This window comes from Spongiactinospora rosea, assembly GCF_003315795.1.
Lineage (GTDB): Bacteria > Actinomycetota > Actinomycetes > Streptosporangiales > Streptosporangiaceae > Spongiactinospora > Spongiactinospora rosea.
On sequence record NZ_QMEY01000002.1, the window covers coordinates 433,483 to 454,973 of the forward strand.

The 21,491-nt window shown below is 70.9% G+C and carries 24 protein-coding genes; 9 read left to right on the plus strand and 15 right to left on the minus strand.

The features are described 5' to 3' along the window. The first annotated feature begins 19 nt into the window (after positions 1-19). The gene (locus DP939_RS07225) at positions 20-1,216 is read left to right on the plus strand and encodes an oxygenase MpaB family protein (protein WP_158578494.1); all 1,197 of its coding nucleotides are present in this window, start codon (positions 20-22) and stop codon (positions 1,214-1,216) included. On the opposite strand, the gene DP939_RS07230 is transcribed toward DP939_RS07225, so the two are convergent. After that, positions 1,192-1,575 (minus strand): hypothetical protein, encoded by a 384-nt coding sequence (locus DP939_RS07230; RefSeq protein WP_113979809.1) that lies wholly within the window; start codon positions 1,573-1,575, stop codon positions 1,192-1,194. The genes DP939_RS07225 and DP939_RS07230 overlap by 25 nt on opposite strands. Before the next feature lie 103 nt (positions 1,576-1,678). Here DP939_RS07230 and DP939_RS07235 point away from each other — a divergent pair, with 103 nt between their 5' ends. Continuing rightward, complete coding sequence (locus DP939_RS07235; protein WP_113979810.1) at positions 1,679-2,281, plus strand: TetR/AcrR family transcriptional regulator; 603 nt, start codon at positions 1,679-1,681, stop codon at positions 2,279-2,281. Here DP939_RS07235 and rox read toward each other — a convergent pair. Together rox and DP939_RS07245 are read right to left on the minus strand one after the other, a co-directional pair. Further along, positions 2,272-3,705, minus strand: a complete 1,434-nt coding sequence (gene rox / locus DP939_RS07240; protein WP_113979811.1) for a rifampin monooxygenase — start codon at positions 3,703-3,705, stop codon at positions 2,272-2,274. The genes DP939_RS07235 and rox overlap by 10 nt on opposite strands. A 286-nt stretch (positions 3,706-3,991) precedes the next feature. Next, positions 3,992-4,432: a winged helix-turn-helix transcriptional regulator gene (locus DP939_RS07245; RefSeq protein ID WP_113979812.1), complete on the minus strand. Its 441-nt coding sequence runs from the start codon at positions 4,430-4,432 to the stop codon at positions 3,992-3,994. A gap of 116 nt (positions 4,433-4,548) precedes the next feature. On the opposite strand from DP939_RS07245, the gene DP939_RS07250 reads away from it, so the two are divergent. Beyond that, positions 4,549-5,457 (plus strand): NADP-dependent oxidoreductase, encoded by a 909-nt coding sequence (locus tag DP939_RS07250; protein ID WP_113979813.1) that lies wholly within the window; start codon positions 4,549-4,551, stop codon positions 5,455-5,457. Between the two features lie 93 nt (positions 5,458-5,550). Next, positions 5,551-6,342 carry an SAM-dependent methyltransferase gene (locus tag DP939_RS07255; RefSeq protein ID WP_113979814.1) on the plus strand — a complete coding sequence of 264 codons (792 nt, stop codon included), beginning with the start codon at positions 5,551-5,553 and terminating at the stop codon, positions 6,340-6,342. A gap of 31 nt (positions 6,343-6,373) precedes the next feature. On the opposite strand, the gene DP939_RS07260 is transcribed toward DP939_RS07255, so the two are convergent. Further along, positions 6,374-6,883, minus strand: a complete 510-nt coding sequence (locus DP939_RS07260) for a pyridoxamine 5'-phosphate oxidase family protein (RefSeq protein WP_113979815.1) — start codon at positions 6,881-6,883, stop codon at positions 6,374-6,376. 360 nt (positions 6,884-7,243) lie between these two features. On the opposite strand from DP939_RS07260, the gene DP939_RS07265 reads away from it, so the two are divergent. Together DP939_RS07265 and DP939_RS07270 are read left to right on the plus strand one after the other, a co-directional pair. Beyond that, positions 7,244-8,110: a lamin tail domain-containing protein gene (locus DP939_RS07265; RefSeq protein WP_113979816.1), complete on the plus strand. Its 867-nt coding sequence runs from the start codon at positions 7,244-7,246 to the stop codon at positions 8,108-8,110. Positions 8,111-8,381: 271 nt separating this feature from the next. Next, positions 8,382-8,840, plus strand: a complete 459-nt coding sequence (locus tag DP939_RS07270) for a lamin tail domain-containing protein (protein ID WP_113979817.1) — start codon at positions 8,382-8,384, stop codon at positions 8,838-8,840. 92 nt (positions 8,841-8,932) lie between these two features. On the opposite strand, the gene DP939_RS07275 is transcribed toward DP939_RS07270, so the two are convergent. Genes DP939_RS07275 through DP939_RS07285 form a run of 3 tightly spaced genes read right to left on the minus strand, consistent with a single transcriptional unit; the run spans position 8,933 to position 10,243 of the window. Then, positions 8,933-9,154: a hypothetical protein gene (locus DP939_RS07275; protein ID WP_113979818.1), complete on the minus strand. Its 222-nt coding sequence runs from the start codon at positions 9,152-9,154 to the stop codon at positions 8,933-8,935. A gap of 16 nt (positions 9,155-9,170) precedes the next feature. Then, positions 9,171-9,860 (minus strand): SRPBCC family protein, encoded by a 690-nt coding sequence (locus DP939_RS07280; protein WP_113979819.1) that lies wholly within the window; start codon positions 9,858-9,860, stop codon positions 9,171-9,173. A 35-nt stretch (positions 9,861-9,895) separates the two neighbouring features. Further along, positions 9,896-10,243 carry a hypothetical protein gene (locus DP939_RS07285; protein ID WP_113979820.1) on the minus strand — a complete coding sequence of 116 codons (348 nt, stop codon included), beginning with the start codon at positions 10,241-10,243 and terminating at the stop codon, positions 9,896-9,898. 502 nt (positions 10,244-10,745) lie between these two features. Here DP939_RS07285 and DP939_RS07290 point away from each other — a divergent pair. Next, on the plus strand, positions 10,746-11,627 hold the full coding sequence (locus DP939_RS07290; protein ID WP_147267910.1) for an ETEC_3214 domain-containing protein: 882 nt from the start codon (positions 10,746-10,748) through the stop codon (positions 11,625-11,627). A gap of 6 nt (positions 11,628-11,633) precedes the next feature. Here DP939_RS07290 and DP939_RS07295 read toward each other — a convergent pair whose 3' ends face one another. The 5 genes from DP939_RS07295 to DP939_RS07315 all read right to left on the minus strand — a co-directional run bounded on the left by DP939_RS07295 (position 11,634) and on the right by DP939_RS07315 (position 16,493). After that, on the minus strand, positions 11,634-12,317 hold the full coding sequence (locus DP939_RS07295; RefSeq protein ID WP_113979822.1) for a pentapeptide repeat-containing protein: 684 nt from the start codon (positions 12,315-12,317) through the stop codon (positions 11,634-11,636). 52 nt (positions 12,318-12,369) lie between these two features. Continuing rightward, positions 12,370-13,215 (minus strand): hypothetical protein, encoded by an 846-nt coding sequence (locus DP939_RS47650; RefSeq protein ID WP_225878089.1) that lies wholly within the window; start codon positions 13,213-13,215, stop codon positions 12,370-12,372. A gap of 12 nt (positions 13,216-13,227) precedes the next feature. Continuing rightward, positions 13,228-13,692 (minus strand): DUF6789 family protein, encoded by a 465-nt coding sequence (locus DP939_RS07305; protein ID WP_225878090.1) that lies wholly within the window; start codon positions 13,690-13,692, stop codon positions 13,228-13,230. Between the two features lie 51 nt (positions 13,693-13,743). Further along, on the minus strand, positions 13,744-16,059 hold the full coding sequence (locus DP939_RS07310) for an ATP-binding protein (protein WP_113979824.1): 2,316 nt from the start codon (positions 16,057-16,059) through the stop codon (positions 13,744-13,746). Positions 16,060-16,163: 104 nt separating this feature from the next. Next, positions 16,164-16,493 carry a cupin domain-containing protein gene (locus DP939_RS07315; protein WP_113979825.1) on the minus strand — a complete coding sequence of 110 codons (330 nt, stop codon included), beginning with the start codon at positions 16,491-16,493 and terminating at the stop codon, positions 16,164-16,166. Between the two features lie 70 nt (positions 16,494-16,563). On the opposite strand from DP939_RS07315, the gene DP939_RS07320 reads away from it, so the two are divergent. After that, a complete protein-coding gene (locus tag DP939_RS07320) occupies positions 16,564-17,511 on the plus strand; it encodes a helix-turn-helix domain-containing protein (protein ID WP_113979826.1) in 948 nt (315 codons plus the stop codon). 5 nt (positions 17,512-17,516) lie between these two features. On the opposite strand, the gene DP939_RS07325 is transcribed toward DP939_RS07320, so the two are convergent. Beyond that, complete coding sequence (locus DP939_RS07325; protein WP_113979827.1) at positions 17,517-17,756, minus strand: hypothetical protein; 240 nt, start codon at positions 17,754-17,756, stop codon at positions 17,517-17,519. A 556-nt stretch (positions 17,757-18,312) separates the two neighbouring features. Between DP939_RS07325 and DP939_RS07335 the strand changes: the two genes are divergently transcribed. Then, entirely contained in the window at positions 18,313-19,143 is an 831-nt protein-coding gene (locus tag DP939_RS07335) for a helix-turn-helix domain-containing protein (protein WP_113979829.1), read from the plus strand. Here DP939_RS07335 and DP939_RS07340 read toward each other — a convergent pair. Both DP939_RS07340 and prcB read right to left on the minus strand, forming a co-directional pair. Next, on the minus strand, positions 19,127-20,251 hold the full coding sequence (locus DP939_RS07340; RefSeq protein ID WP_113979830.1) for a S1 family peptidase: 1,125 nt from the start codon (positions 20,249-20,251) through the stop codon (positions 19,127-19,129). The two genes, DP939_RS07335 and DP939_RS07340, sit on opposite strands and share 17 nt — an antisense overlap. Before the next feature lie 383 nt (positions 20,252-20,634). Further along, complete coding sequence (gene prcB, locus DP939_RS07345; protein WP_199565002.1) at positions 20,635-21,462, minus strand: proteasome subunit beta; 828 nt, start codon at positions 21,460-21,462, stop codon at positions 20,635-20,637. Positions 21,463-21,491: the final 29 nt, after the last annotated feature.

Genomic DNA, 21,491 nt, shown 5'->3' on the forward strand with positions numbered 1-21,491 from the left:
GCACGAACGGAGCGGACTCATGACGCACACCGACCAGAGCGTGCGGGTTCCCGGCCGGGTGATCGACCTGGACCGCGCACGCGAGCGGCACGGCGAGCAGGCCGACCGCATGGTGCGACTGCTCGGGGTGGGCGACCCGCTCGCCGACGCCGTCATCCTGGAGATCGACGCGCTCGGCAAGGAGAGCCGCCGCGCGCTCAACGCGGGCCTCGCCGACGGCCTGGCGAGCCTGACCGGCCCGCCGCCGGCGATCGCCGCGTTCCTGCGGCAGATGGAGACCGTGCCCGCGTGGGTGGACCCCGAGATGATCCGGCGCGGCGAGACCGCGGCGCTGTCGGTTCCGCTGCTGTGGTTCGAGCTGTCGGCCATGGCCACGGCCCTGGTGCACACCTACTCCTCGCCCGCCATCGCCAGGCTGCTGGTCCAGACGGGCAGGCTGACGACGATGGCCCCCCGGCGGCTGGCCGAGACCGGCATGTGGACGGCGCAGGCCACCATGCCCGGCGGGCTGCTGCGCGGAGCCCCCGGGTACCAGGCCACCGCCCAGGTCCGGCTGCTGCACGCGCGGATGCGGCACAGCGCGCTCAAGCGCGGGTGGGACACCGCCGAATGGGGCGTCCCGATCAACCAGGTGGACGTGGCCCGCACCTGGCTGGACTTCGCCCTGATCAGCTACCAGGCCATCGCCGCGCTGGGCTTCGAGCTGACCGAGGCCGAGCAGCACGACATGTACCGGTACTGGCACTACATCGGGTACCTGCTCGGGCTGGACGACGAGAGCTTCTACCGCGACATCACCGGCCACCAGGCCGCCGCGGAGCTGATGGGGCTGTTCGACCTGACCAAGCACGCGCCGGACGAGAACTCCCGCGCCCTGACCACCGCCATGATCAAGGCCCAGGTGGGGAGCCTGGCCGCCCACCCGCAGCCCCTGATGTCACCCGCCGACCTCACCCACCTCGTCCACGCCATCCTCCGCAGCGCCTACGGCGACGAGCTGTCCGAACAGCTCGGCATCCCGGAATCGACGGCGATGCCGTTCCTGGCACTCACCCGCCAGGCCAACCGGGACGCCCGGCGCCTCCAGACCGCCGACCCCACGGTCGCCGCCAACGCCCTCGCCCAGAACGTCGCCATCCGCGAGGCCATCCTCAAGGCGGCATCCCCCGCCCCGACCTACCAGCAGCACGCTCACACCGGCCTCCCCGACGACTGACCAGGGGCCGTCCACGCGGAGAACGTCCCGCACACCACAAAGCCGTCCCGCCCGTCCGGCCCGATGACGATGCAGCGAACACGGTCGGCGTCCGGCGGAACCCCGGCAAAGGACAGCATCTCCCGCCGCGCGCCCGCATTCGCCTCCGCCAGCGAAAGGCCCATGTACACGGACCGAAGCCGTACCGCGAGCACCCCATGAAAGGCCAGGGCGATGGCCCGCTCCCCCACCGCCGCGGGAAAGCCCCGCAGTTCCAGGCGCGAATGGCTCACGCTGTACTTCCAGGGCCTGAACCTCCGCTCCCAGGCGATGGGGAGGCTCATCTCCACCTGCTCCCAGCCCGGTAGGTAGCCACTCATACCGGCCATCCTGCGTCCCGGCGGGCGACGCAGAACGGTGTACCCACATCGGATTAGCGGCTCAGCCTATAATCCGATGTGAGGACATCGAAAAAGGAGGGTGATGGGCCGGGGACCGGGCGTGCACCACGAGGAGCGCCGCGAGGAGATCGCCGACGCCGTGCTGGCCATCGTCGCCGACCGCGGCCTGGCGGCGGTGTCACTGACCGAGGTGGCCGCCGAGGCGGGCGTCTCACCCGGCCGCGTCCAGCACTACTTCCCGGCCAAACGGCAGCTCATCGAGGCCGCCTTCGAGCGCGGCAACCACCTGTCCAGCGTCCGCATCCGCGAGCAGGTCGGCTCCGACCTGGACGCCGCCGAGCCGCGCCTGGTCCTGACCAGCGTGCTCACCGAACTCATCCCCCGCGACGCCACCACCGAGGCGCACCTGCGGGTCCGCCAGTCCTTCCAGGCGTACGCCCTCGCCGACCCGGCCATCGCCACCCGCCTGCGCACCCTCTACACCGCCTTCCACCGCCAGATGGCCGCCCTCATCAGCGAGGACCAACGGGCCGGACGCGTCCCCGCCCACCTCGATCCCCACGAGACGGCACTGACCCTGGTGGCACTGGCAGAGGGCCTGGCCGCGTACGTCCTCACCGGCGTCACCCCACCCACCACCGCCCACGAACGCGTACTGGCCGCCATCGCGGACATCTACCCCTGAACCGTGGCGAGGCCGAACCAGCGGGGCAGGTGCGCGGCCAAATCCCGCTGGGCGTCGCCCGCCCAGGCGATGTGGCCGTCCGGGCGGAGCAGTACGGCGGGCGCGTCGAGTTCTTCGCTGACGTCGACGACGTGATCGACCCGATCCGCCCAGCCCGTGACCGAGAGCCGGCCGGTCTGGTCGAGCAGCAGTCCGCGGCCGGTGCGCGTCAGCTCGTACAGGCGGCCCCGCTTCAGGGTCACGTCCCTCAGCCGCCGCCCGAGCAGGTCGTGGTCGCCCCCGAAGTCGTAGCGGACGCCGATCGCGGTGATCTTCTCGATCAGGTACCGGTTGACCGCCTCGAAGTCCATCAGTTCGGACAGCAGCCCGCGCACCGCCCGCGGCCCCGGCTCGGTGGACAGTAGTTCCATCTGGGCGCGGGTGTTGTCCAGGACGGCGGCGGCCACCGGGCGGCGTTCGGTGGCGTAGCTGTCCAGCAGGTCGGCGGGGGCCCACCCGGCGATCTCGGCGGCGAGCTTCCAGCCCAGGTTGAAGGCGTCCTGGACGCCGAGGTTGAGCCCCTGCCCGCCGGTCGGCGGGTGGACGTGCGCCGCGTCCCCGGCCAGCAGCACCCGCCCGGAACGGTACCGCTCGGCCAGCCGGGTCGCGTCGCCGAACCGGGACAGCCAGCGCGGCGAACGCGCGCCGAAGTCGGTGCCTGCGGTCGCCCGCAGTTGCCGCCGGAACTCCTCGATGGTCGGCGCGACCGTACGGTCCTCGGCCACGCCTGCGGCGGGCACGCCGACCCGGTACACGCCGTCGCCGAGCGGCATGGCCCCGAACCTCAGCTGGGTGGCGCGGACCCGCTCGACGACGGCGGCGATCTCGTCCGAGGCCTCGGTCAGCTCCATCTCGCCGAGCAGCGTCTCGACCTTGGCCGGCTCGCCGGGGAAACCGATGCCGAGCAGCTTGCGCACCGTACTCCGGCCGCCGTCGCAGCCGACCAGGTAGCGGCAGCGCAACCGCGTCCCGTCGGCGATCTCGGCGGTCACCCCGTCGTCGTCCTGGCTCAGCCCGGTCAGCTCGTGGCCGCGCCGGATCTCGGCCCCCAACTCGGCGGCCCGCTCGCCCAGCAGGCGGTCGGTGATGGTCTGCGGGATGCCGAGGAGGTAGGCGTGCGCGGTGTCCAGCCCGCCGGGCGCGGGCTTGGTGATGCCGCCGAAGGCGCCCCTGAGCGGGTACCGGGTGCCGTGCGCGAGGAACCGGTCCAGGATCCCGCGCTGGTCCATCACCTCAAGGCTGCGTACGTGCAGGCCGAGCGAACGCACGTACGGGGCGGGCTCGGCGTCCTTCTCCAGTACCACCACGCGCACGCCGTGCAGGCGCAGCTCGGCGGCCAGCATCAGGCCGGTCGGCCCGCCACCGGCAATGATCACATCGAACATGAACCGCCCGTTTCCTGAGGTCGTCGCCTTCCGGCGGACGATTCTGCGGCACGACCGGGGTCTTGCCGCAAGCCCCCCACTGCGCTATAGGTTGAAAGTGGCAGGGTAGTTCCGGCGCCGAACCATCCACCGCCCACCCTGCGGAACCTCCGCCGCACTCGCCGCAGCCCTACGGGCCACCCTCTCGATACCCTGCGCCCACGCACATCGTCAGCAAAAGCGGCGCACTGCCTGGGCACCACACACCCGTGAACCCCGGCACCCCGGCAGCATCCACCGGAGGGGGCTAGGTGGTGCGGGTGTCGTACTCCTCTCGGTTGGCGAGGACTTCCTCCATGTGCGTCTCCGCCCATAGCTTGATCGCGCGCATCACCTCGTACAGGGAACGCCCGAGGTCGGTCAGTTCGTACGTGACCGTGACCGGCACGGTCGGGGTGACCGTGCGGGTGAGGAGGCCGTCGCGTTCGAGGGCGCGGAGGGTCTGGGTGAGCATCTTCTGGCTGACGCCGACCAGTTTGCGGGACAGCTCGGAGTAGCGCATCGGCCGCCCCCCGTCGTGGCCGTCGCCGATGTATGGGCAGTCGCTGCCGCCGAGCGCGGCCAGCACCAGCGACACCCACTTGTCGGAGAGCCGGTCCAGGAGCCTGCGGCTGGGGCAGTTCGCCATGAACGCGTCGTACTCCCGCTTGGCCTGCGCCCGCTGCTGGGCCGCCGTCATGGTCGGCATCGCCGGCCCCTCCTTACTTCCCAGTACCCTACGCACTTCCAGGTGCCTACTTCACGTTAGAGAGTAACCCGATCCATGGTGGTGCGACAGCTTCGGTTCTCTGCTTTGGAGGCGACATGTCCACCACTTTCCGTACCGCGGTCGTCCGGACCCCTGCCGGTCCCGACTCCATCGAGATCATCGACGTGCCTGTCGCCGAACCGGGGCCGGGGCAGGTACGCGTCCAGATCGCCGGGGCCGCGGTCAATCCGGTCGATCTGGCTGTCGCCGCCGGGGCGTTCCACGGGCTCGGGGCGATCAACCAGCCCCGGTACACCGGCCTGGGCTGGGACTTCGCCGGTACCGTGACCGCGACCGGCCCCGGCGTCGATCTCCCGGTCGGCAGCCGGGTGGCGGGGCTGATCGGCGGCGTCGATCGCGACTTCGGCGCCTACGCCGAGCAGGTGATCGTCCCCGCGGACGACATCGCGCCCGTGCCCGACGGCATGGAACTGACCACGGCGGCCACCGTCCCGCTCAACTCGCTGACCGCGGCCCAGCTCGTCGATCTCCTTGGCGCGGGCGAGGGCCGCGGCCTGCTGGTGACCGGCGCGGCGGGCGCGGTCGGGGGCTACGTCGTCCCGCTCGCCCAAGACCGCGGCTGGCGGGTCACCGGGCTGGCCAGGGCCCAGGACGAGGAGTTCGTACGCGGCCTCGGCGCAGACTTCACCGCGCGGGCGATCCCCGGATGGGACGCGGTGGCCGACGCCGCCGCGCTCCAGGACGAGGGCATCCCGCTGGTCCGCGACGGCGGCCTGTTCATCGGCGTGAAACCGCACACGGCTCCGGCGGAACAGCGCGGCATCACCGTCCGCGTGGTGTCGGTACGCCCGGACGGCGCACGCCTCGCCGGACTGCTCGCCGCCGCCGCGGAGGGCCGTCTCCCGGCGCGGGTGCACGCCGTCGTACCACTCGACAAGGCCGCCGTCGTCCACCGAGCGGCCGCCAAGGGCGGCGTACGCGGGAAGTACGTGCTCCAGCCATAGCGCGTGGCTCCTCCAGCGCCAGGGGACGCGCCGCGCCAGACTAGAGACACATGGCGGCCCGCGTTCCCGACCCCCCTGGACGGAGCACGTTTTATGACGATCGGCACGAACGAGGCGAACATCGCGCGTGTCTACGACTACGTTCTGGGCGGCAAGGACAATCTCGCCGCGGACCGGGCTGTGGGCGACGCGATCATGGCCAAGGCCCCCCATGTCCGGATGCTGGCGTGGGAGAACCGGCGCTTCCTGATCCGGTCGGTGCGGCATCTGGTGGGCCGTCGCCGGGTCCACCAGTTCCTCGACATCGGCTGCGGCCTGCCGACCCAGGAGAACGTGCACGAGGTGGCGCAGGCGCTCGCCCCGCAGGCCAAGGTCGTCTACGTGGACAACGACCCGGTGGTGATCGCCCACGGGCGGGCCCTGCTGAGCACCGACCCCGGGACCGCCATGGTGCGGGCCGACCTGGGCGACCCGGAGCTGATCCTGCGGCGCGCGGCCGAGACCCTGGACTTCGACCGGCCGATCGCGCTGATGATGATCGCGATCCTGCACTTCTTCCCGGACGACACGGGCGTCCACGCCATCGTGCGGCGGCTGGTGGACGCCCTGCCCTCCGGGTCGTACTTGGTGATCTCACATGTGGAGCACCAGCCGCGGCTGGAGAACATCGTCAGGCGGGACTACGCCGTGCCCGGCACCCGGCCGGTCTTCCGGGACGGCGAACAGCTCACCGCGTTCCTGGCGGGCACGACCGTGGTGGAGAAAGTGCGGTCGATCAACCAGATCCTCCCGGACGCCCCGGGTGGCCCCGGCCCCTTCCCCCACCACGACGACGACCCGCTCGCGCCGATACCGCTGCTGGGCGGCATCGGGCGCAAGCCGTGAATCCACACGCCTGAGGCGCGGGCGGGCGCGCCTACGTGCGCTGCAGGCGGCGCACCGCGTGGCCGGGCCGCCAGAGCTCGATCACCATGGCATCCCCCTCGATCCGGATGGCGACCACCTCGTGAATGTCGGCCGTGAAGAAATGCGACCCGTCGAAGGCGTCGGGATCGAAGCCGCGGGCGGCCAGCAGCGACGCGATCCGCGCCGGGTCGGTGATCTCGACCGCGCGCCCGGACAGCTTCACGTCGCCCACCGCAGGAGCCGGGGCTTCGGTGCCTTCGGCCTCTTCGGCGTCGACCAGGACCGGCGGGCCATGCAGCGCGAAGCGCGGGTCGCGTAGCAGGTCACGGGCCTTCAGCGCGCCGGGCATCGACCCGAACCACAGGTCTGCGCCGGTGATGTCGGCCTCGATGCCGCTGATCCGCGGCGAGCCGTCCTTCCGCAGCGTCGCGATGGTCTTGTGCTTGTGCGACTCGAACGACTCCCGGACCCGGGCGGCGAACTCCGGCGCCGATTCGGCGAACTCACCCCAGCCGGCCATGCGGCCCCTCCTTTGCGTGCTCGTGGACGACGACCGGTCCACCGTGCCACACGGCACCGACAGTTTCGCCTTCCCCGAAGGGAGCGGCCGATGTGGCGCAGAAGTGACAGTCCAATATGTGCAATAGATCCGATTTATCACCCCGCAGAAGAGCGGCATGTGAATAAGTTTCAGAACTTGCCGGATCTCACCTGATCAAGGGATTTCCCCGATGCGGAGACGTCGCCCAGACAATTTCCGGCCGTATTTGTCAAGCCGCGGACATCCACTTGACAGGCCACCCTGATCATCGTGTAACCAATATCAAGACAAGCACCTCCATTCTTTTCTGATGCACTCATCACTGACGCAGGAGGTACGATGAGCACCGCGACCACTTCTGGTTCTTGGCCGTCCATCAGCACCACCCCGCCCAACCTCGACGGATTGGGCACCGCGCACGTCACCTGGGGCATTCCGGCGGGCGGCGGCAAGAGCGGCTACGTCTTCCAGGGCGGCGGCGTCCAGGTGCGCACCGACGGCACCGAATTCACGCTGGGCACCTTCACCCACGAGAACTTCCCGATCCAGGCGATGCCACAGCCGCAGTTCGACGTTGACCTGGCGGTGCGGGTGGCCTTCGAGGACGGCACCGAAGCCGACTTCACCTTCCGTTTCCACCACAACGAGACGCCGAACACCGGCCCGGCCCCCGACGACATCGTGGACCTGCCGACGTTCGTCTCCCCGCAGACGGTGACCATCGACGGTGAGCAGTACGGCGTGGTGATCAGCGGATTCAAGCAGGGCGGGCAGGTGGTCCGGCAGTTCATCAGCCAGGAGAACGGCGCCAACAGCGCCGACGTGGTGGCCATCTTCGCCCGCGCCGGGCGGCCCGACGTGCACATCACGACGGTCCGCAACAAGGGCGAGGTGAAGTACACCCAGGCGGACGAGTACGTCGAGATCGTCAACCGGGGCACCGTGGCCGCCAACATCTCCGGCTGGACGCTCGGCGCCGACGACGCCGGCCAGGACTTCGTCTTCCCGCCCGGCACCGTGCTGCAGCCGGGGCAGCGCATCCGTATCTACACCAACGAGGTCCATCCCGAATGGGGCGGCTTCGTCTACGGCAGCAAGCGTCCCATCTGGAATGACAAGGGCGACACCGCCCGGCTGAAGGACACCGGCAAGAACGTCGTCTCCGAATACGGCTACGGCAGCAACGCGCCCGCCCCCAAGCCCTGACGGTCAAGGCGGCTTTCGGGAAGCCGCCTTGTTCTTCATAGGTGGGTCAGCCCGCCGGTCAGGTCGCCGAATCGCTTGACAATTCGATTTCCCGATTGCCGACCTCATGGGTAATCGTTCTTGGCTTGCGTGACGGCGACGCCGGAGACCTCCCGCGGCGGCCCGGTGAAAGGTTCACCGGGCCGCCGATCAGGTCGTTCCCCCCGTAAACGACATGTCGGGATGCCGCGTCTTCTCTCCGTCATAGCCCCTGTATGCACAGGAGATCCAGATGCGTCTCTCCCGCGCCGCGGCCGGCGTGTTAGGCACCGCCGCCGTCGCACTCCCCCTGATCGCGCTCCCCGCGCAGGCCGCCGACGTCTCCGCGGTCCAGGTCGTGAAGGTGTACTACGACTCGCCGGGGGTGGACCGCCGTTCCAACAGCAGCCTGAACGGCGAGTACGTGGTCATCAAGAACGTGACCCGGAGCACGCAGCGGATCGGCGGCTGGATCGTCCACGACGAGACCGGCTACAAGTACCGGTTCCCGGCGGGCACGGTGATCAAGCCCGGAAAGACGATCACCCTCCGCACCGGAAGCGGCCGGAGCGGCACGTCCACCCACTACTGGGGCCGCAAGCAGTACGTGTGGAACAACGACGCCGACACCGCGACCCTGCGCAACAACACCGGCAGACGGCTCGACTCCTGCAGCTACGACAGCACCCGCCGGGACTACGTCATCTGCTGAGCGAATTCTGTCGGCCCCACCGGCTAGGCTCGCCCCACTCGGCTTCCCCGCCCCACCACCCCGCGCCGCCCGAACGGCCGGCGCGGGGGCGGTCACCCATCCGGCACCAGCACGATGTCCAGCACGCGCGGGCCGTCCAGGTCATCGGGCGGGTAGTCGGGGAAGTACGACCGCAACTCCGCATAGAAAGCGACGATCCGCTCGTCCGGTTCGCCTTCCACATGGTGGGCCGGCCCACAGCGAGCGAACATCTGACGAGCCGCCTCGGCATCGGCGGTGCCGCCCATGGCGAGTACGGCGAGGTCGTAGCTCATGGAGCAATGATGGCGGTCAGGTGGCGGGTTGGGCGTGAGGGGCGGCGGTGTGGGCTTCGGCGGTGGTCTTCAGGTCGTGCAGCCAGGCTTCGAGGCCCATGCCGAGGATCTTGGTGGCGGTGGGTACATCCGCCTCGACCTGGCCGCCGGTCCAGGTCTCCTCGGTACGCACCCGCACACCCCCCTTGACCTGGGTGAACGTCCACACGTGGACGCCCTGGTCGATGCGCACACCCTCGCCGACCGCCGGGCCGCTCCACAGGATGCAGGCGTCGCGCTTGAGCCGCCGCACGGTGGAGGTGATGTGCAGCGTGGTGGCGGGGGTGGTGGCGGTGGCCGGGGCCGGGGTGGTCCAGCGGAACCGCGAACCCGCCCGCAGCGGGCCCGGGTCCAGGCGTTTCGCGCTGAGCACGGGGGGCTGCCAGACGGGCCAGCGTTCCACGTCGGTCTGCAGGTCGAAGACCGTGCTCAGGGGCGCCTTGATCACGATGTCGGCGCGGTACCGGATGCGGGCGGCGGGATCGACGCCCTCCCCGCGGCACCGGAGGCCATGGCCATCGGCCTGAGCGGCCTGAGCGACCTGGGCGGCCTGGGCGGCCGGGACGCCGGTCGCGAGCAGGCCCGCGACGGTGGCGAGGGAGATCGTGAGGGCCGCGGCGGTCCGGGGCCGCCGGGCGGAGGAGGTCGATCGGGCAGCGCTGAACATGAGGGTTTCCTTCCTGGTACGGGCCGGCGCCGGAGTCAGCGGCGGCCGGAGTGGTGAACGGTGACGATGAGGGCGGCGGACGCGGCGACGATCAGGGCCGCGAAGCCGGGGTGCATGTCCTTGGACAGGCTGGGCGCACCGTCGGGCCGGGTCAGCCAGATGGTGAGCGGGATCGCGTACGTCGCGGCGAGCAGCACGGCCGCCGGCCGGACCGCCCGGTCGCGGACATAGGCGAGCGCGCCGACCAGTGTGATCGCGACCGGGATGCTCGCCAGCATCGCGAACTGCCCGACGATCATCACGGGGACCGCCCAGGAGGCGATCGTCACCGCGCGCGGAGTGCCCCGGCTCACGGGGGTGAGAGGTGTGGTCGTGACGGTCATGGCGTCCCCTTCGGCAGGCCCTTCCGGATGCCTGAGCGCATGCCCTAGAGGCTCATGCGTTCGTTAGAAGTTATAACGGAACCTGCTAGGGGGAGTCAATAGGGTTCGCTACACCCTCTAACTATCCCTTCAAGCCGTAGCGGCGACCCGGGCCGCACCCATCGCCATGCCGACACCGCCCGGCGTGCGCGGCCCACGACGACGATCAGGGCGAGGTCGAGCAACAGAAGGACGACCTGACGGTGCCTCATGGCGCTCCTCAGTGGTTCACCCAAGGCAATTCCGCCGGATAAATCCGCATCCCATAGGGCGTGAGCAGAATGCACCTATCGATCGCCCGCGACAGGTCCCTTCGATAGGGTCGTCAGGGTCGCCGAATATCCGCATACCCGCCCAGGCCGCCGCACATGACATCGCTTTTGGCATTACGCTGCGCCCGCTCACCGCGCGCGGCACGATACCGGGTGACGTATCTCGATAACGCGCCGCACGAAGGACCTCCATGCCGCCATTGTCCGGGACATCAGAGCCAGAAGAGCCACCGTCCATCGGCAGCCGATTCGAATCCTGGACAAAACGCAATCTTCTCGTCGTCGTCCTGGTCTTCGCCGCCCTCCTCCTGTCATCGGTGATCACGATCGGCTCATCGGTCGCCGGCATCCGCGAGTGGTACACGGAGACCTTCAACTGGCGGGAGAGCGAGTACGCCAAGCTCACCGGGCTACAGGCGGGCTTCAGCATGGAGATGTTCAAGAAGCGGCTCGGCGACCCGGTGTTCCGGAACACCGTCCCGGAGTCGAAGCGCAAGCTCACCCAGAGCACTTTCGCCGGACGGGGCTACTGGGCGCACATCATCTCCGATGAGCTGGACGTGGTGCTCGCCTACTCCGTGACCTCCTGCGACCAGGACTTCCAGCCCACCTTCACGACAAGGACCTCGCCGCCGAGCACGATAACACTGAACAAGACCCCGTTCCCGGGCGTCGGGCTCGGCGACAACGCGCGAACGGAGATTTTCATCTCCGGCGCGACGTCCAACAGCTACGTGTATCAGTTCCTCTATCAGGGCAACCCGTCCGGCTACAAAACCTACGGATGGGGGCTGAACGACGCGTGCCCGTGGTACCCGGCCGACGGCAAGCGCGATCTGCCGGACAGCTGGGCCGGCTGGTTCCTCGGCTCGGAAGGCGTCGAATTCCAGCAGAAGAAGGAACCCGGCCCCAAGATGCGGGAGCTGCTGGCCGTTTCCACCGTCAACACCTATATGGAAACGGCGCAGTTCGCCGCGATGAGCGAGCAGCAGATCAAAGAACTGTACCCGGCACAGCTCGGCGTGGACCGGGTGACCGTGCGCACCTACCCCCTGGCGGACACGAACGACTGAACCAGGTCAGTCCTCGATGGTGATCCCCATCGCACCCGCCAGGGCGTACACGAGGCCCTGGGCGTCCCGGCCGCCGATGGTCGCGCCCCTGAAGCTGCTCACGCCCCGGATCCCGAGCAGGACGCAGTCGCTGAACCGCGTCTGGTTCATCCGCGCGTTGGAGAACTCCGCCCCGCTCAGATCGCACCCCTCGAAACGTACGTGGGCCAGCTCGGCGTTCTGGAAATCGGCCTCGGTCAGCGTGCAGTCACGGAATACGACGTTCTTGAAGGTCGAGAACCTGAACCCGGCCAGCTCCGCCCGGCAGGTGTCGAACACCACGTCGCGAAACGTGCTCTCGGTCCAGGCCGTACCGGTCAGGCGGCTGCCCCGCACGAGGGTCCGGTGCATGCCGGACACACCGGCCTTCAGGTTCGAGACGTCGCACTGGAGCAGTTCCACATCACTGAACCCGCCCTGCCGCATCCGCACCCCCGCCAGCTTCGCGCCGACGAACCTGCACCCCTCGAAGTCGGCCCCCTCCACCCGCCGGGCCGACAGGTCCAGATTCCGGAACTCCAGCGACCGGTAGCCGCCGTCGTCCTCCAGATCGTGTTCGGGCAGCCGGGCGGCGGTGAGCGGGTCGGCGAGCCGCGGAGCGGCCGGTTCCCGCACCCGCTGGGACGCGGTGCGCTGAGTGCGTTCGGGCATAGCGGTAACCCTACGACCGCTCCGCCGTCCGCCGACCGCGATGCGCGGATGCCTATTCGTGGGGGTTCTCCAGCCGGAAGAAGTTGCTGGGCTTGCCGTCCTTGAGATGCTCCTGGTAGATGAAGCGCAGGCCGCGCTCGTCGAAGGTCCGGAACCACTCGTCCCAGTCCAGGTGCTTGAGCCGCTGCCCGCCGTACCCGGGAAAGTCCAGCCGCAGCACACCCGGCCGCCCGTCATGCTCGGTCCCGGGCACCGTCGCAGGCTCCGCGCCGCGTTCCCTCGCCCAGTTGCCGATCACGTCATGGTCGGTGGTGACAAGGGTCTCCCCCGGATGATTCTCGTGCTCCTCGGTCGACCTGATCTCATGTCGCTGGGCCATCACGAACTCCCTTCCCCTCCCCCATTCCCTACCGTGTTTCCCCCGCCCCCCACCTCCGCCCGGCGGCAAATGTTGCCCAAACCCGGTCTCGTCGAGTAGTGCCCGAGCCGCGTCGTGAAGGTCGCGCTCATACCGCGGACCATCGTCCAATTCCTCGCGGTAATAGGCCAGAGCAGCGAATTCGTACTCTCGCCGCGTCATCCAGACCTCCCCCGGCGGCACTTCGCGCCCGACCTCGGCAATTGCCGTTCCGCCGTCGGCCAGCCCTTCCGCCAGCCCACGCAGCAGCCACCGGACCGCTTCCCGCTCGCCGGGCGCCTCGATGCCCAATTCCGCGAGCGAGGCCCGGTACAGCTCACCTATCTCCGCCGAATCCGAGCGCCGGTTCAGCCCGGCCAGTTCCCGCAACGACGGCGAATCGACGCCCCGGGCCAATGCCTCGGCCGCGACGGCGGGCACCTCTTCGGGAAACGACCTCCCGGCGGCGTACCGCCACACGAAGTCACGGAAGATCTCCACCCGGCCACTCTGTCAGCCGCTACCGCCCTGTGCGCGGTTGAGGCGGTTCAGGAAGCGGGCCAGCACCAGGCCGTAGACGATGTGGCCGACCGCCATCACCGCCGGGCGGCCCGGGCGGTCGCCGGAGATCGGGGGGAGGATGCCGAGTTTCGGTACCCAGCCCTCGTAGCTGACGAACCAGATGCCGAGGGCGTACGCGAGGGCGGGCAGGGCCGGGGTGGGGCGTCCACGGCAGCAGACCGCGTACACCGCGCCGGAGGCCGCGCCGAAGCCGGCGTGCGCGAACATGCCGACGACCCGCTCCCCCCGCTTGGGGGAATGCCGGTCGCCCGCCATCGCGGCGCGCGCTATCCGCTTGGGCGGCTGGTCCTCCATCAGCCCGGCCCGGCTGCCCGCCAGCATCAGGACGCTCATCGCCCCCGTAGCGAGCAGCCCGCCCAGCGCCCCTTTCGCCGCCATCCCCACGAGCTGCCTCATGTTCGCGCGGAGTACCCCCAGACCGCCGTACCAATCCCGGACACGCCCCGCTCAGCGCCGCGCCGCGAGCAGTTGTTCGATACGCCGGGCGCTCGGATGGCCGATCTCCTGGTAGAGCGCGAGGGCGCGCAGCAGGCTGTCGGTGGCCGTGGCGTCACGGCCGGCCTCCCGTTGCAGGATGGCGATCTCCTCCATGGCGTTGGCCTCGCCGAGCGGATCGCCGAGAGCGCGGTACACGGTCACCGCCCGGACCAGGCTCGCCATCGCGGCGCGGTGGTCCCCGGTCGTCCGTTGGACGAAGCCGAGGTTGTGCAGGGCGCTGGCCTCGCGGAGGCGGTTGCCGAGCGCGCCGTGCAGGTCCATGGACCGGGTCAGGTGATCCGTGGCCGTGCGGTGCTCCCCGGCGTAATGCCGGGCCATGCCAAGGATCATGAGGGCGTCGGCCTCGCCGAAGCGGTCGCCCAGGCTCCGGTACAGGTGCAGCGCCCTGGTCAGTACGTCGATGGCCGCCGCGTACGCGCCGGCCTTGAGCCTGCCGGCCCCCAAATTTCTGAGCGCGTTCGCCTCGCCGCTGGGCTCGCCGTGCGCGCGGTACAGCGCGAGCGCCCGATCCAGATGGGCGATGGCCGCCGTGGGATCGTCCATCCAGTTGCGTAATATGCCGAGGCAGTTGCGCACGCCCGCCTCCGCGAGCGGGCCACCCGCCCGGTGCGCCGAACGTAACGCGATCTCGTGGAGTTCGAGGGCTTCGTGCCAGTGACCGCGCACCCGCAGGAATCCCAGCATCGCCGGAGGGATCGCCACGGCGTGTCCGGGCCTGTCGTGGCGGGCGGCGTGGACGACCGCCGCGTGCAGGTTGGCGCGTTCGGCCTCCATCCACAGGACGGCCTTCCCCCAGGTGGACATGTCCGGCACCGACCGCGGTACGACACGGACCACCTCGGGCACGCCCACCGAGCGCCCCAGGCTGAGCCGCCGGTCGGCGACGCGGGCGGCGTACAGGTAGTAGTCCAGCAGCCGGTCCAGGGCGGCGGGCGGGTCGAGGGAGTCGTCCGCGTCGGCCAGGCTCTGGGCGTAGGCGCGTAACAGGTCGTGCGGGCGGTAGCGGCCGGGGGCGGGCTCGTCGACGAGGTGGGCGAGGTAGAGCGCGTCCAGTCCGGCGCGGGCCTCGGCCACCGGGATCCCGGCCAGTGCGGCGGCGGCGCACGCGTCGATGTCGCCGCCCAGGTGCGTGCCCAGACAGCGGAACAGGCGCCGCCGGGACGGTGGCAGGTGCCGGTAGGACATGTCGAACGCCGCGCGTACCGCGCGCTCGCCCGCGGCCAGTTCGCCCAGCCGGTCCTTCGCGGCGGCCAGAGCGGCGGCGAACATGGGCAGCGGCCGGGCCGGGTGGTGCGCGAGGCGACCGGCCAGCAGGGCGATGGCCAGCGGCAGATGCCCGCACAGGGCCACGAGCCGGGCGACGGCCTGTGCGCCGGTGCCGGTGGGGGTGCCACGGCGGGCCAGCCGGGTGAACAGCTCGGCGGCCTGGTCGGGTGGCAGGGTGTCCAGGCTCAGGGAGTCGGTGCCGTCCAGGGCGACCAGGCGGGGGCGGCTGGTGATCAGTACCGTGCAGCCCGCCGTACCGGGCAGCAACGGCTCGACCTGGGCGGAGTCGGCCGCGTCGTCCAGTACCAGCAGCACCTTCCGGCCGGCCAGCCAGGAACGCCACCGCGCGGCCCGCTCCTCCGGGGCGTCGGGGATCTCGGAGGCGACCATGCCGGTGGAGGCCAGCAGCCTGCCCAGCACCTCGCCCGGGTCGGCCGGGCGCATGCCAGGGGTGTGCGCGTGCAGCTCGACGAACACCTGCCCGTCGGGATGGGCGCCGGCGAGCAGGTGCGCCACCCGGACGGCCAGGGCGGTCTTGCCCACGCCGGGCATGCCGTCGATCGTGTGGACGGCCACGCCGCCGGTGCGCCGCGACACCGGCACCGCTTCGAGCAGGCGGCGCTGTTCGGCGGCGCGGCCGGTGAAGGCGGCCACGTCACGCGGCAGTGTGCGCAGGGCGGGGTGCGGGGGCGGCGGCGCGGGCGTACCGGCGAGTATGGCGGGCAGGAGGCGGTGGAGTGCGGGGGCGAGGCCCGGGTCGGCGTCGAGCAGGTGTCCCAGCCTGGCCCGCCACAATTCTTCGAGTTCCCGCTCGTGATGGGTGTCGTGGTGGCGGCTGAGCCGGTCTCTGGTGGCGTCCAGGTCACTCGCCACGGCTTCGGCCCGGTCGGGACGGCGGTCGCGGACCCAGGCGACCATCGCCGCGCGCACCTGTGTCCAGGCATCGCCGGCCATCGCGCCGACCAGCGCCGTCGCGACCGCCACGATCATCGGGTCCATCCGAGCACCCCTCCATCACGGCCTGGAGAAGGCTCACTCTAAACACCCGAAGCCGTCACGGCATGAATATGACTCGATACGGTATGCGGTCATACCGTCAGGGGTCAGCCTTCGGGGTAGAAGAGGAAGAGGGTGCAGCCGGTGGTGGTCTGGGGGATGTGGGAGGAGCCGGCCGGGGCGTGGATGAAGGTGCCGGCGGGGTAGTCGCGGGTGCCGTCGTTGAAGGTGCCGGAGAGGACGAAGACCTCCTCGGGGCCCGGCTCGTGGACGTCGGCTCCCTGCCAGTGGGTGTTCGGGTCCATTTGCAGGATGTGGGCGTGGGCGCCGTTGTCGCCTTTCCACAGGGTGTGGACGCGGATGCCCGGGAAGAGTTCGCGGGCGGGGGCGTCGGAGGCGGTGGACCAGGCGTAGCCGGGGAAGTCGGGTGTCGTCATGGGACCAGCGTGGCGGGCCGGGGCGGGCGGGCCGAGTGTCTGGAATGACGTCGTGCGGTACTTTCCTGCCATGCATCGTGTGACCGCGCTCGTGCGCCCGGCGCAGTCGACGTTCGAGCTCGCGTTCGCGGCGCAGGTGTTCGGGGTCGAGCGGCCGGGGCTGGTGACGCGGTACGCCTTCGGGGTGTGCGCCGAGCGGCCCGGGGCGGTCTCGACGCGAGCCGGGTACGACATGCTGGTGACGGACGGGCTGGACGCACTCGACCGGGCCGACACCGTGATCGTTCCGGGCTGGCTGCCCACGGACGAGGCGCCCTCCCCTGCGGTGGCCGGGGCGTTGCGCCGTGCGCATGCGCGCGGGGCGCGGGTGGTGAGCATCTGTTCCGGGGCGTTCGCGCTGGCGTACGCCGGGCTGCTGGACGGGCGGCGGGCGACCACGCACTGGGCGCTGACGGACGAGCTGGCCGCGCGTTTCCCGTACGTCCAGGTGGACCCCGACGTGCTGTACGTGGACCACGGCGACCTCGCCACCAGCGCCGGGGCCGGGGCGGGCATCGACCTGTGCATCCATCTGGTGCGCAGGGACCAGGGGGCGCGGTACGCGGCGCACATCGCGCGGACCATGGTCATGCCGCCGCACCGCGAGGGCGGACAGTCGCAGTACGTGCCGCCGCCGCACCCCGGGCAGATCGACGGCACGCTCGCGCCGCTGCTGGAGTGGATCACCGGGCGGCTGGGCGAGCAGGTGAGCGTCGAGGCCATGGCCGCGTACGTGGGGCTTTCGGCGCGCACGCTCGCCCGGCGCTTCGCCGAACAGCTCGGCACCAGCCCCGGGCAGTGGCTGCTCGCCCAGCGGATCGCCACCGCGCAGGACCTGCTGGAGTCCACCGACCTGCCGCTGGACGCCATCGCCCGCCGCGTCGGCCTCTCCTCGGCCACCAACCTGCGCAGACGCTTCCACACCGCGCTGGGCACGACCCCCGGCGCCTACCGGCGCGCGTTCCGGGCCAGGGAGTGATCGGGCTACGGTAGCCGCAGCCACTGGTCGGGCGGACCGGACACGGCACGCGCGTCGGCCGGGCGCAGGCCCGCCGCGGCACAGCAGTACGCCAGGGCCTCGCCCTGGTACAGGAACTCCGCGAGGATCCGATCGGCCGTCAGGTGCCCCCCGGCGTCGCCGCCGCCGGGAAGCGTGTCGGAGTCCACGACGACGCCGTCGCGGGCCACCGTGCCCTGATCGCCGCTCTTGGGGTTGTCCGCCATGGCCTAGCAGACCGGAGTGGGCTCCCAGATGCTCGCGGGAAACCGTTCCGGATCCGGTTCGGAAAGTGCGGCAAAGGCCCTTGGCCAGCGCGTTCGATGATATCCGGGACCGGTGACATTGCTTTGCCCTCCGGCTCATGGCAGCTTCGGGCAACGACGGGTACGGGGCACGGCGATCCCCAGGTCGTGGCCCGGCGGCAACCGTCGGAAAATCGACGCCTACGCGAAGGAGATCGAGACGGCGAAGCCGGTACTGCTCCACCACTGGATGTTCACTGTTTGATGGCAGTTCCAAGGCCCGCGCGCGAATGCGCGCGGGCCTCCGGACAGCCCGGGGCGGTCAGGAAACGCGGTTTTCGAGGAAGCCGGCGAAGGCGGCGGATGTACCGGCGCGCATCCGGGTGATGGCGGATTGGTATGCGAAACTCGCGGTCCCGGGAAAGGAGCACACGATTCTCCCGGGGGCGGGGCACCGCTCGATGTACGAGCAGCCGGAGCGGTTCGCCCGTGGACTCATGCGGTGCGCGTCGCGGTGAACGGCTCCTAGCATGGGGGCATGCCCTCCAACGTGCGCGAACGCGGCGCCGCGGCCGGGTGGGACGTGGCGCGGCCGGTCCGGCCCAGCCGGGTGCCGGGTGTCGTCATGGCCGGGTTCCGCGATCGGGGGCCGGGGCCGTTCGAGGTGCGGGTGGTACCGCATCCGGCGGTCACGCTGGCCGTGGAGTTCGGTGACGGGCCGCTCGTCGTGGACGACGCCGCCGGGCGGCGGCACCGCGGGACCCTCGCCGTCGGGCTCGCGCCCGGCGCGGTCCGGGTGAGCGGGGAGAACACCGCGTGCGTGCAGGTACGCCTGTCCCCGCTGGTCGCGCACGCCGTGCTGGGCGATCTGGAGCATGACATGGTGCCACTCGCGGACCTGTGGGGGCGGGACGCGGCGCGGCTTCGGGAACGGCTGGGCGAGGCCCGGTCGTGGGAGGAGCGGTTCGCGCTGCTGGAGGCGGTGCTCGTTCGCCGGTGCGAGGCAGGGCGCAGGGTGGACCCGGAGGTCGCCTGGGCCTGGGACCGCACGGTCGGCAGCCGCGGCTGGGTCAGGATCGAGGACCTGGCGGCCGAGCTGGGCTGGAGCCGTAAGCGGCTGTGGTCCCGGTTCCGCGCGCAGATCGGGCTGCCGCCCAAGCGCGCCGCCAAGCTGGTCCGCTTCGACCACGCCGCCCACCGGCTCGCCGCGGGCGAACGCCCGGCGCACGTCGCGGCCGACGCTGGGTACGTCGACCAGTCCCACCTCCACCGCGAGGTCCGCGCCTTCGCCGGTACGACCCCGGCCACCATGCCCGAGGACACCTGGCTCGCCGTGGACGACCTCGCCTGGGTCAGCGAGGGGCGGTGACCAGGGTGAGCTGGTAAGCGGCCAGGGCGCTCCTGATGGGCTGGAAGTAGGTGGTGCCGCCGGTGGAGCAGTTGCCGGAGCCGCCGGAGAGCACGCCCTGGGCCTGGTCGCCGGAGACGAAGGGGGCGCCGGATGAGCCGGGCTCGCTGCACACGGAGGTGCGGGTGAGGCCGGTGACGGTGCCCTCGGGGTAGGTGACGCTGGTGTTGAGCTGCTGGATCACGCCGCAGCGCCAGCCGCTGACCGGGCTGTAGCTGCACACCGACGCGCCGGTGGAGGACTGGGTGGCGCCCCGGATGGGGGACTGCCCGTTGGGGCCGCCCTTGATGTAGCCGATCGCGTTCCAGCCGGGGTAGAGGGACGCCCAGGCGTAGTCGTTGCGGGGGAAGGACGCCGACTCGAACTTGCCGATCGCGGGGCCGCCCGGGCGGGTACGGACCAGGGCGCCGGGTGAGCCGCAGTGGCCCGCGGTGACGAAGCCCTGCTTGGCGCCTTGGCGTACGGAGAAGCCGACCAGGCAGCGGCCCTTGCCGTCCACGAAGATCTCGTCGCCGCCGCGGATGTCGGCGTACGGGGCGGGCCGCTCGGCGCTGCGCTCCACGCGGACGGCGGAGGCGTCCACGCCGCTGCCGCCTACGAACGCCTCGCCCGCGGCGGGGTCGGCGGCGAGTACGACGACGCTGTTGGTCACCACGTCCACGTACCAGGCCGCGACCTTCTCCCGGCCGTCGGCGGCGTCGAGCGCGGCCTTGATCGCGTCGAGCCGGGCCAGCGGGCGGGCCACCACCTTGGCCTGCGCGCCGCGCGATGTGATGGCGGGTACGTCGGTGGCGTGGGTCGTGGCCACTGTCAGCGTCCCGGCGGGGCTCAGCCACGAGCCGCCGAACCGGTCCCCGAGGCCGCTGCGCAACACGGGCTCGATCTCCCTCGCCCGCTGCTCGTTGACCACCCGGGCGGACGCCTCCGCCGCGCTCAGGCCGAGGTCCCGCCGCAGTGCGTCGATCAGACCGGGCGCGGGCTGCGCCGTGGCGGGGGCCGGGGCGGCGGTGAACGCGAGTACGCCGGCCGCGAGCACCGCGCCCGCGATCGACAGGGGGGTTCGGGGCATGGCGGTCTCCTCCCTTGGCGGTGCCGTAACGTTAAGACGGGTCACCGGGAAAAGGAGCTATCAATTGCGTTATCTCGCAGTGATATGACCACACCACCGGAACATAGGCGAGGAAAATCGATACTGGTCGGCTTATCGAAGATCATTGGGATTTGCGTCGCCCTCGCCGGTCGGGTGCGCAGGCGGATGATAAGCCACCCGTTCTCGACCGCGCCGATCGGCGGCGCGTGCTATTTCGCCCTATGGATGCTGGGCGCGTGGCTGACCGGCGAAAGGCCACTGCCATGGCCGCTCGCGGGATGGATGAGCGTGGCCTTCACCGCGATTCTGTGGGCCCGCACCGCCCAGTTGAGGACCCTGCGCCGCAGGCGGCGGATCAGCGGTCAGCCGGCGGTGGGGCCGAGGGGGTTGGCCAGGCGGGCGTCGACGACGGTCCGGGCGACAGCGGCGGCTTCTTCGTCGGTGTAGCGGCGGGCGCCCTCGGCGGTGGCGACGGTGAGGACCGGGTAGATGTGCCGGATGGTGTCGGGGCCGCCGGTGGCGGTGTCGTCGTCGGCGGCGTCGTACAGCGCCTCGACGCATGCTCTGGCCAGCTCGGACTCGGTGAGGTCGGGGCGGTAGAGCTTCTTCAGGGCGCCGCGGGCGAAGACGGAGCCGGAGCCGAGGGCGTGGAAGTCGCCTTCCTCGAACGGGCCGCCGCCGACGTCGTAGCTGAAGATGCGGCCGCGGCCCTCGGCCTCGTCGTAGGCCGCGTACAGGGGCAGGGCGGCCATGCCCATGGTGGCGGCGGGGAGGTTGGCGCGGACCATGGATGCCAGCCGGTTGGCCTTGCCGCTCGTGGAGAGGGTGCGGCCCTGCACCTTCTCGTAGTGCTGCAGCTCGAAGCGGAACAACCGGATCAGCTCCACCGCGATGCCGACCGCGCCCGCGTACGCGATCAGCGAGAACTCGTCGGCCACCGCGACCTTCTCCAGCTCGCGGTTGACGATCATGTTGCCGGACGTGGCGCGGCGGTCGCCCGCCATCACCACCCCGCCGGGGAAGGCGGCGGCCAGGACGGTCGTGCCGTGCGGGATCTCCAAGGGCTCGGTGCCCGCTTCGTCCACGCGGTTCCAGGGCAACTGCTCGGCCCGATGCAGCTCCATCAGGTCGAGAAACGAGGACGTGTGGTGGGAGAAGAACGACGGCTCTTCCACTCCAGGACCCATCATCACAAATGCACTCCTCGCCTCATCCTGCA

Coding starts and splice junctions, on each gene's coding strand:
- DP939_RS07225 (WP_158578494.1), top strand. CDS start 20: ATGACGCACACCGACCAGAGCGTGCGGGTTCCCGGCCGGGTGATCGAC.
- DP939_RS07230 (WP_113979809.1), bottom strand. CDS start 1,575: ATGAGTGGCTACCTACCGGGCTGGGAGCAGGTGGAGATGAGCCTCCCC.
- DP939_RS07235 (WP_113979810.1), top strand. CDS start 1,679: ATGGGCCGGGGACCGGGCGTGCACCACGAGGAGCGCCGCGAGGAGATC.
- rox (WP_113979811.1), bottom strand. CDS start 3,705: ATGTTCGATGTGATCATTGCCGGTGGCGGGCCGACCGGCCTGATGCTG.
- DP939_RS07245 (WP_113979812.1), bottom strand. CDS start 4,432: ATGCCGACCATGACGGCGGCCCAGCAGCGGGCGCAGGCCAAGCGGGAG.
- DP939_RS07250 (WP_113979813.1), top strand. CDS start 4,549: ATGTCCACCACTTTCCGTACCGCGGTCGTCCGGACCCCTGCCGGTCCC.
- DP939_RS07255 (WP_113979814.1), top strand. CDS start 5,551: ATGACGATCGGCACGAACGAGGCGAACATCGCGCGTGTCTACGACTAC.
- DP939_RS07260 (WP_113979815.1), bottom strand. CDS start 6,883: ATGGCCGGCTGGGGTGAGTTCGCCGAATCGGCGCCGGAGTTCGCCGCC.
- DP939_RS07265 (WP_113979816.1), top strand. CDS start 7,244: ATGAGCACCGCGACCACTTCTGGTTCTTGGCCGTCCATCAGCACCACC.
- DP939_RS07270 (WP_113979817.1), top strand. CDS start 8,382: ATGCGTCTCTCCCGCGCCGCGGCCGGCGTGTTAGGCACCGCCGCCGTC.
- DP939_RS07275 (WP_113979818.1), bottom strand. CDS start 9,154: ATGAGCTACGACCTCGCCGTACTCGCCATGGGCGGCACCGCCGATGCC.
- DP939_RS07280 (WP_113979819.1), bottom strand. CDS start 9,860: ATGTTCAGCGCTGCCCGATCGACCTCCTCCGCCCGGCGGCCCCGGACC.
- DP939_RS07285 (WP_113979820.1), bottom strand. CDS start 10,243: ATGACCGTCACGACCACACCTCTCACCCCCGTGAGCCGGGGCACTCCG.
- DP939_RS07290 (WP_147267910.1), top strand. CDS start 10,746: ATGCCGCCATTGTCCGGGACATCAGAGCCAGAAGAGCCACCGTCCATC.
- DP939_RS07295 (WP_113979822.1), bottom strand. CDS start 12,317: ATGCCCGAACGCACTCAGCGCACCGCGTCCCAGCGGGTGCGGGAACCG.
- DP939_RS07305 (WP_225878090.1), bottom strand. CDS start 13,692: ATGAGGCAGCTCGTGGGGATGGCGGCGAAAGGGGCGCTGGGCGGGCTG.
- DP939_RS07310 (WP_113979824.1), bottom strand. CDS start 16,059: ATGGACCCGATGATCGTGGCGGTCGCGACGGCGCTGGTCGGCGCGATG.
- DP939_RS07315 (WP_113979825.1), bottom strand. CDS start 16,493: ATGACGACACCCGACTTCCCCGGCTACGCCTGGTCCACCGCCTCCGAC.
- DP939_RS07320 (WP_113979826.1), top strand. CDS start 16,564: ATGCATCGTGTGACCGCGCTCGTGCGCCCGGCGCAGTCGACGTTCGAG.
- DP939_RS07325 (WP_113979827.1), bottom strand. CDS start 17,756: ATGGCGGACAACCCCAAGAGCGGCGATCAGGGCACGGTGGCCCGCGAC.
- DP939_RS07335 (WP_113979829.1), top strand. CDS start 18,313: ATGCCCTCCAACGTGCGCGAACGCGGCGCCGCGGCCGGGTGGGACGTG.
- DP939_RS07340 (WP_113979830.1), bottom strand. CDS start 20,251: ATGCCCCGAACCCCCCTGTCGATCGCGGGCGCGGTGCTCGCGGCCGGC.
- prcB (WP_199565002.1), bottom strand. CDS start 21,462: ATGATGGGTCCTGGAGTGGAAGAGCCGTCGTTCTTCTCCCACCACACG.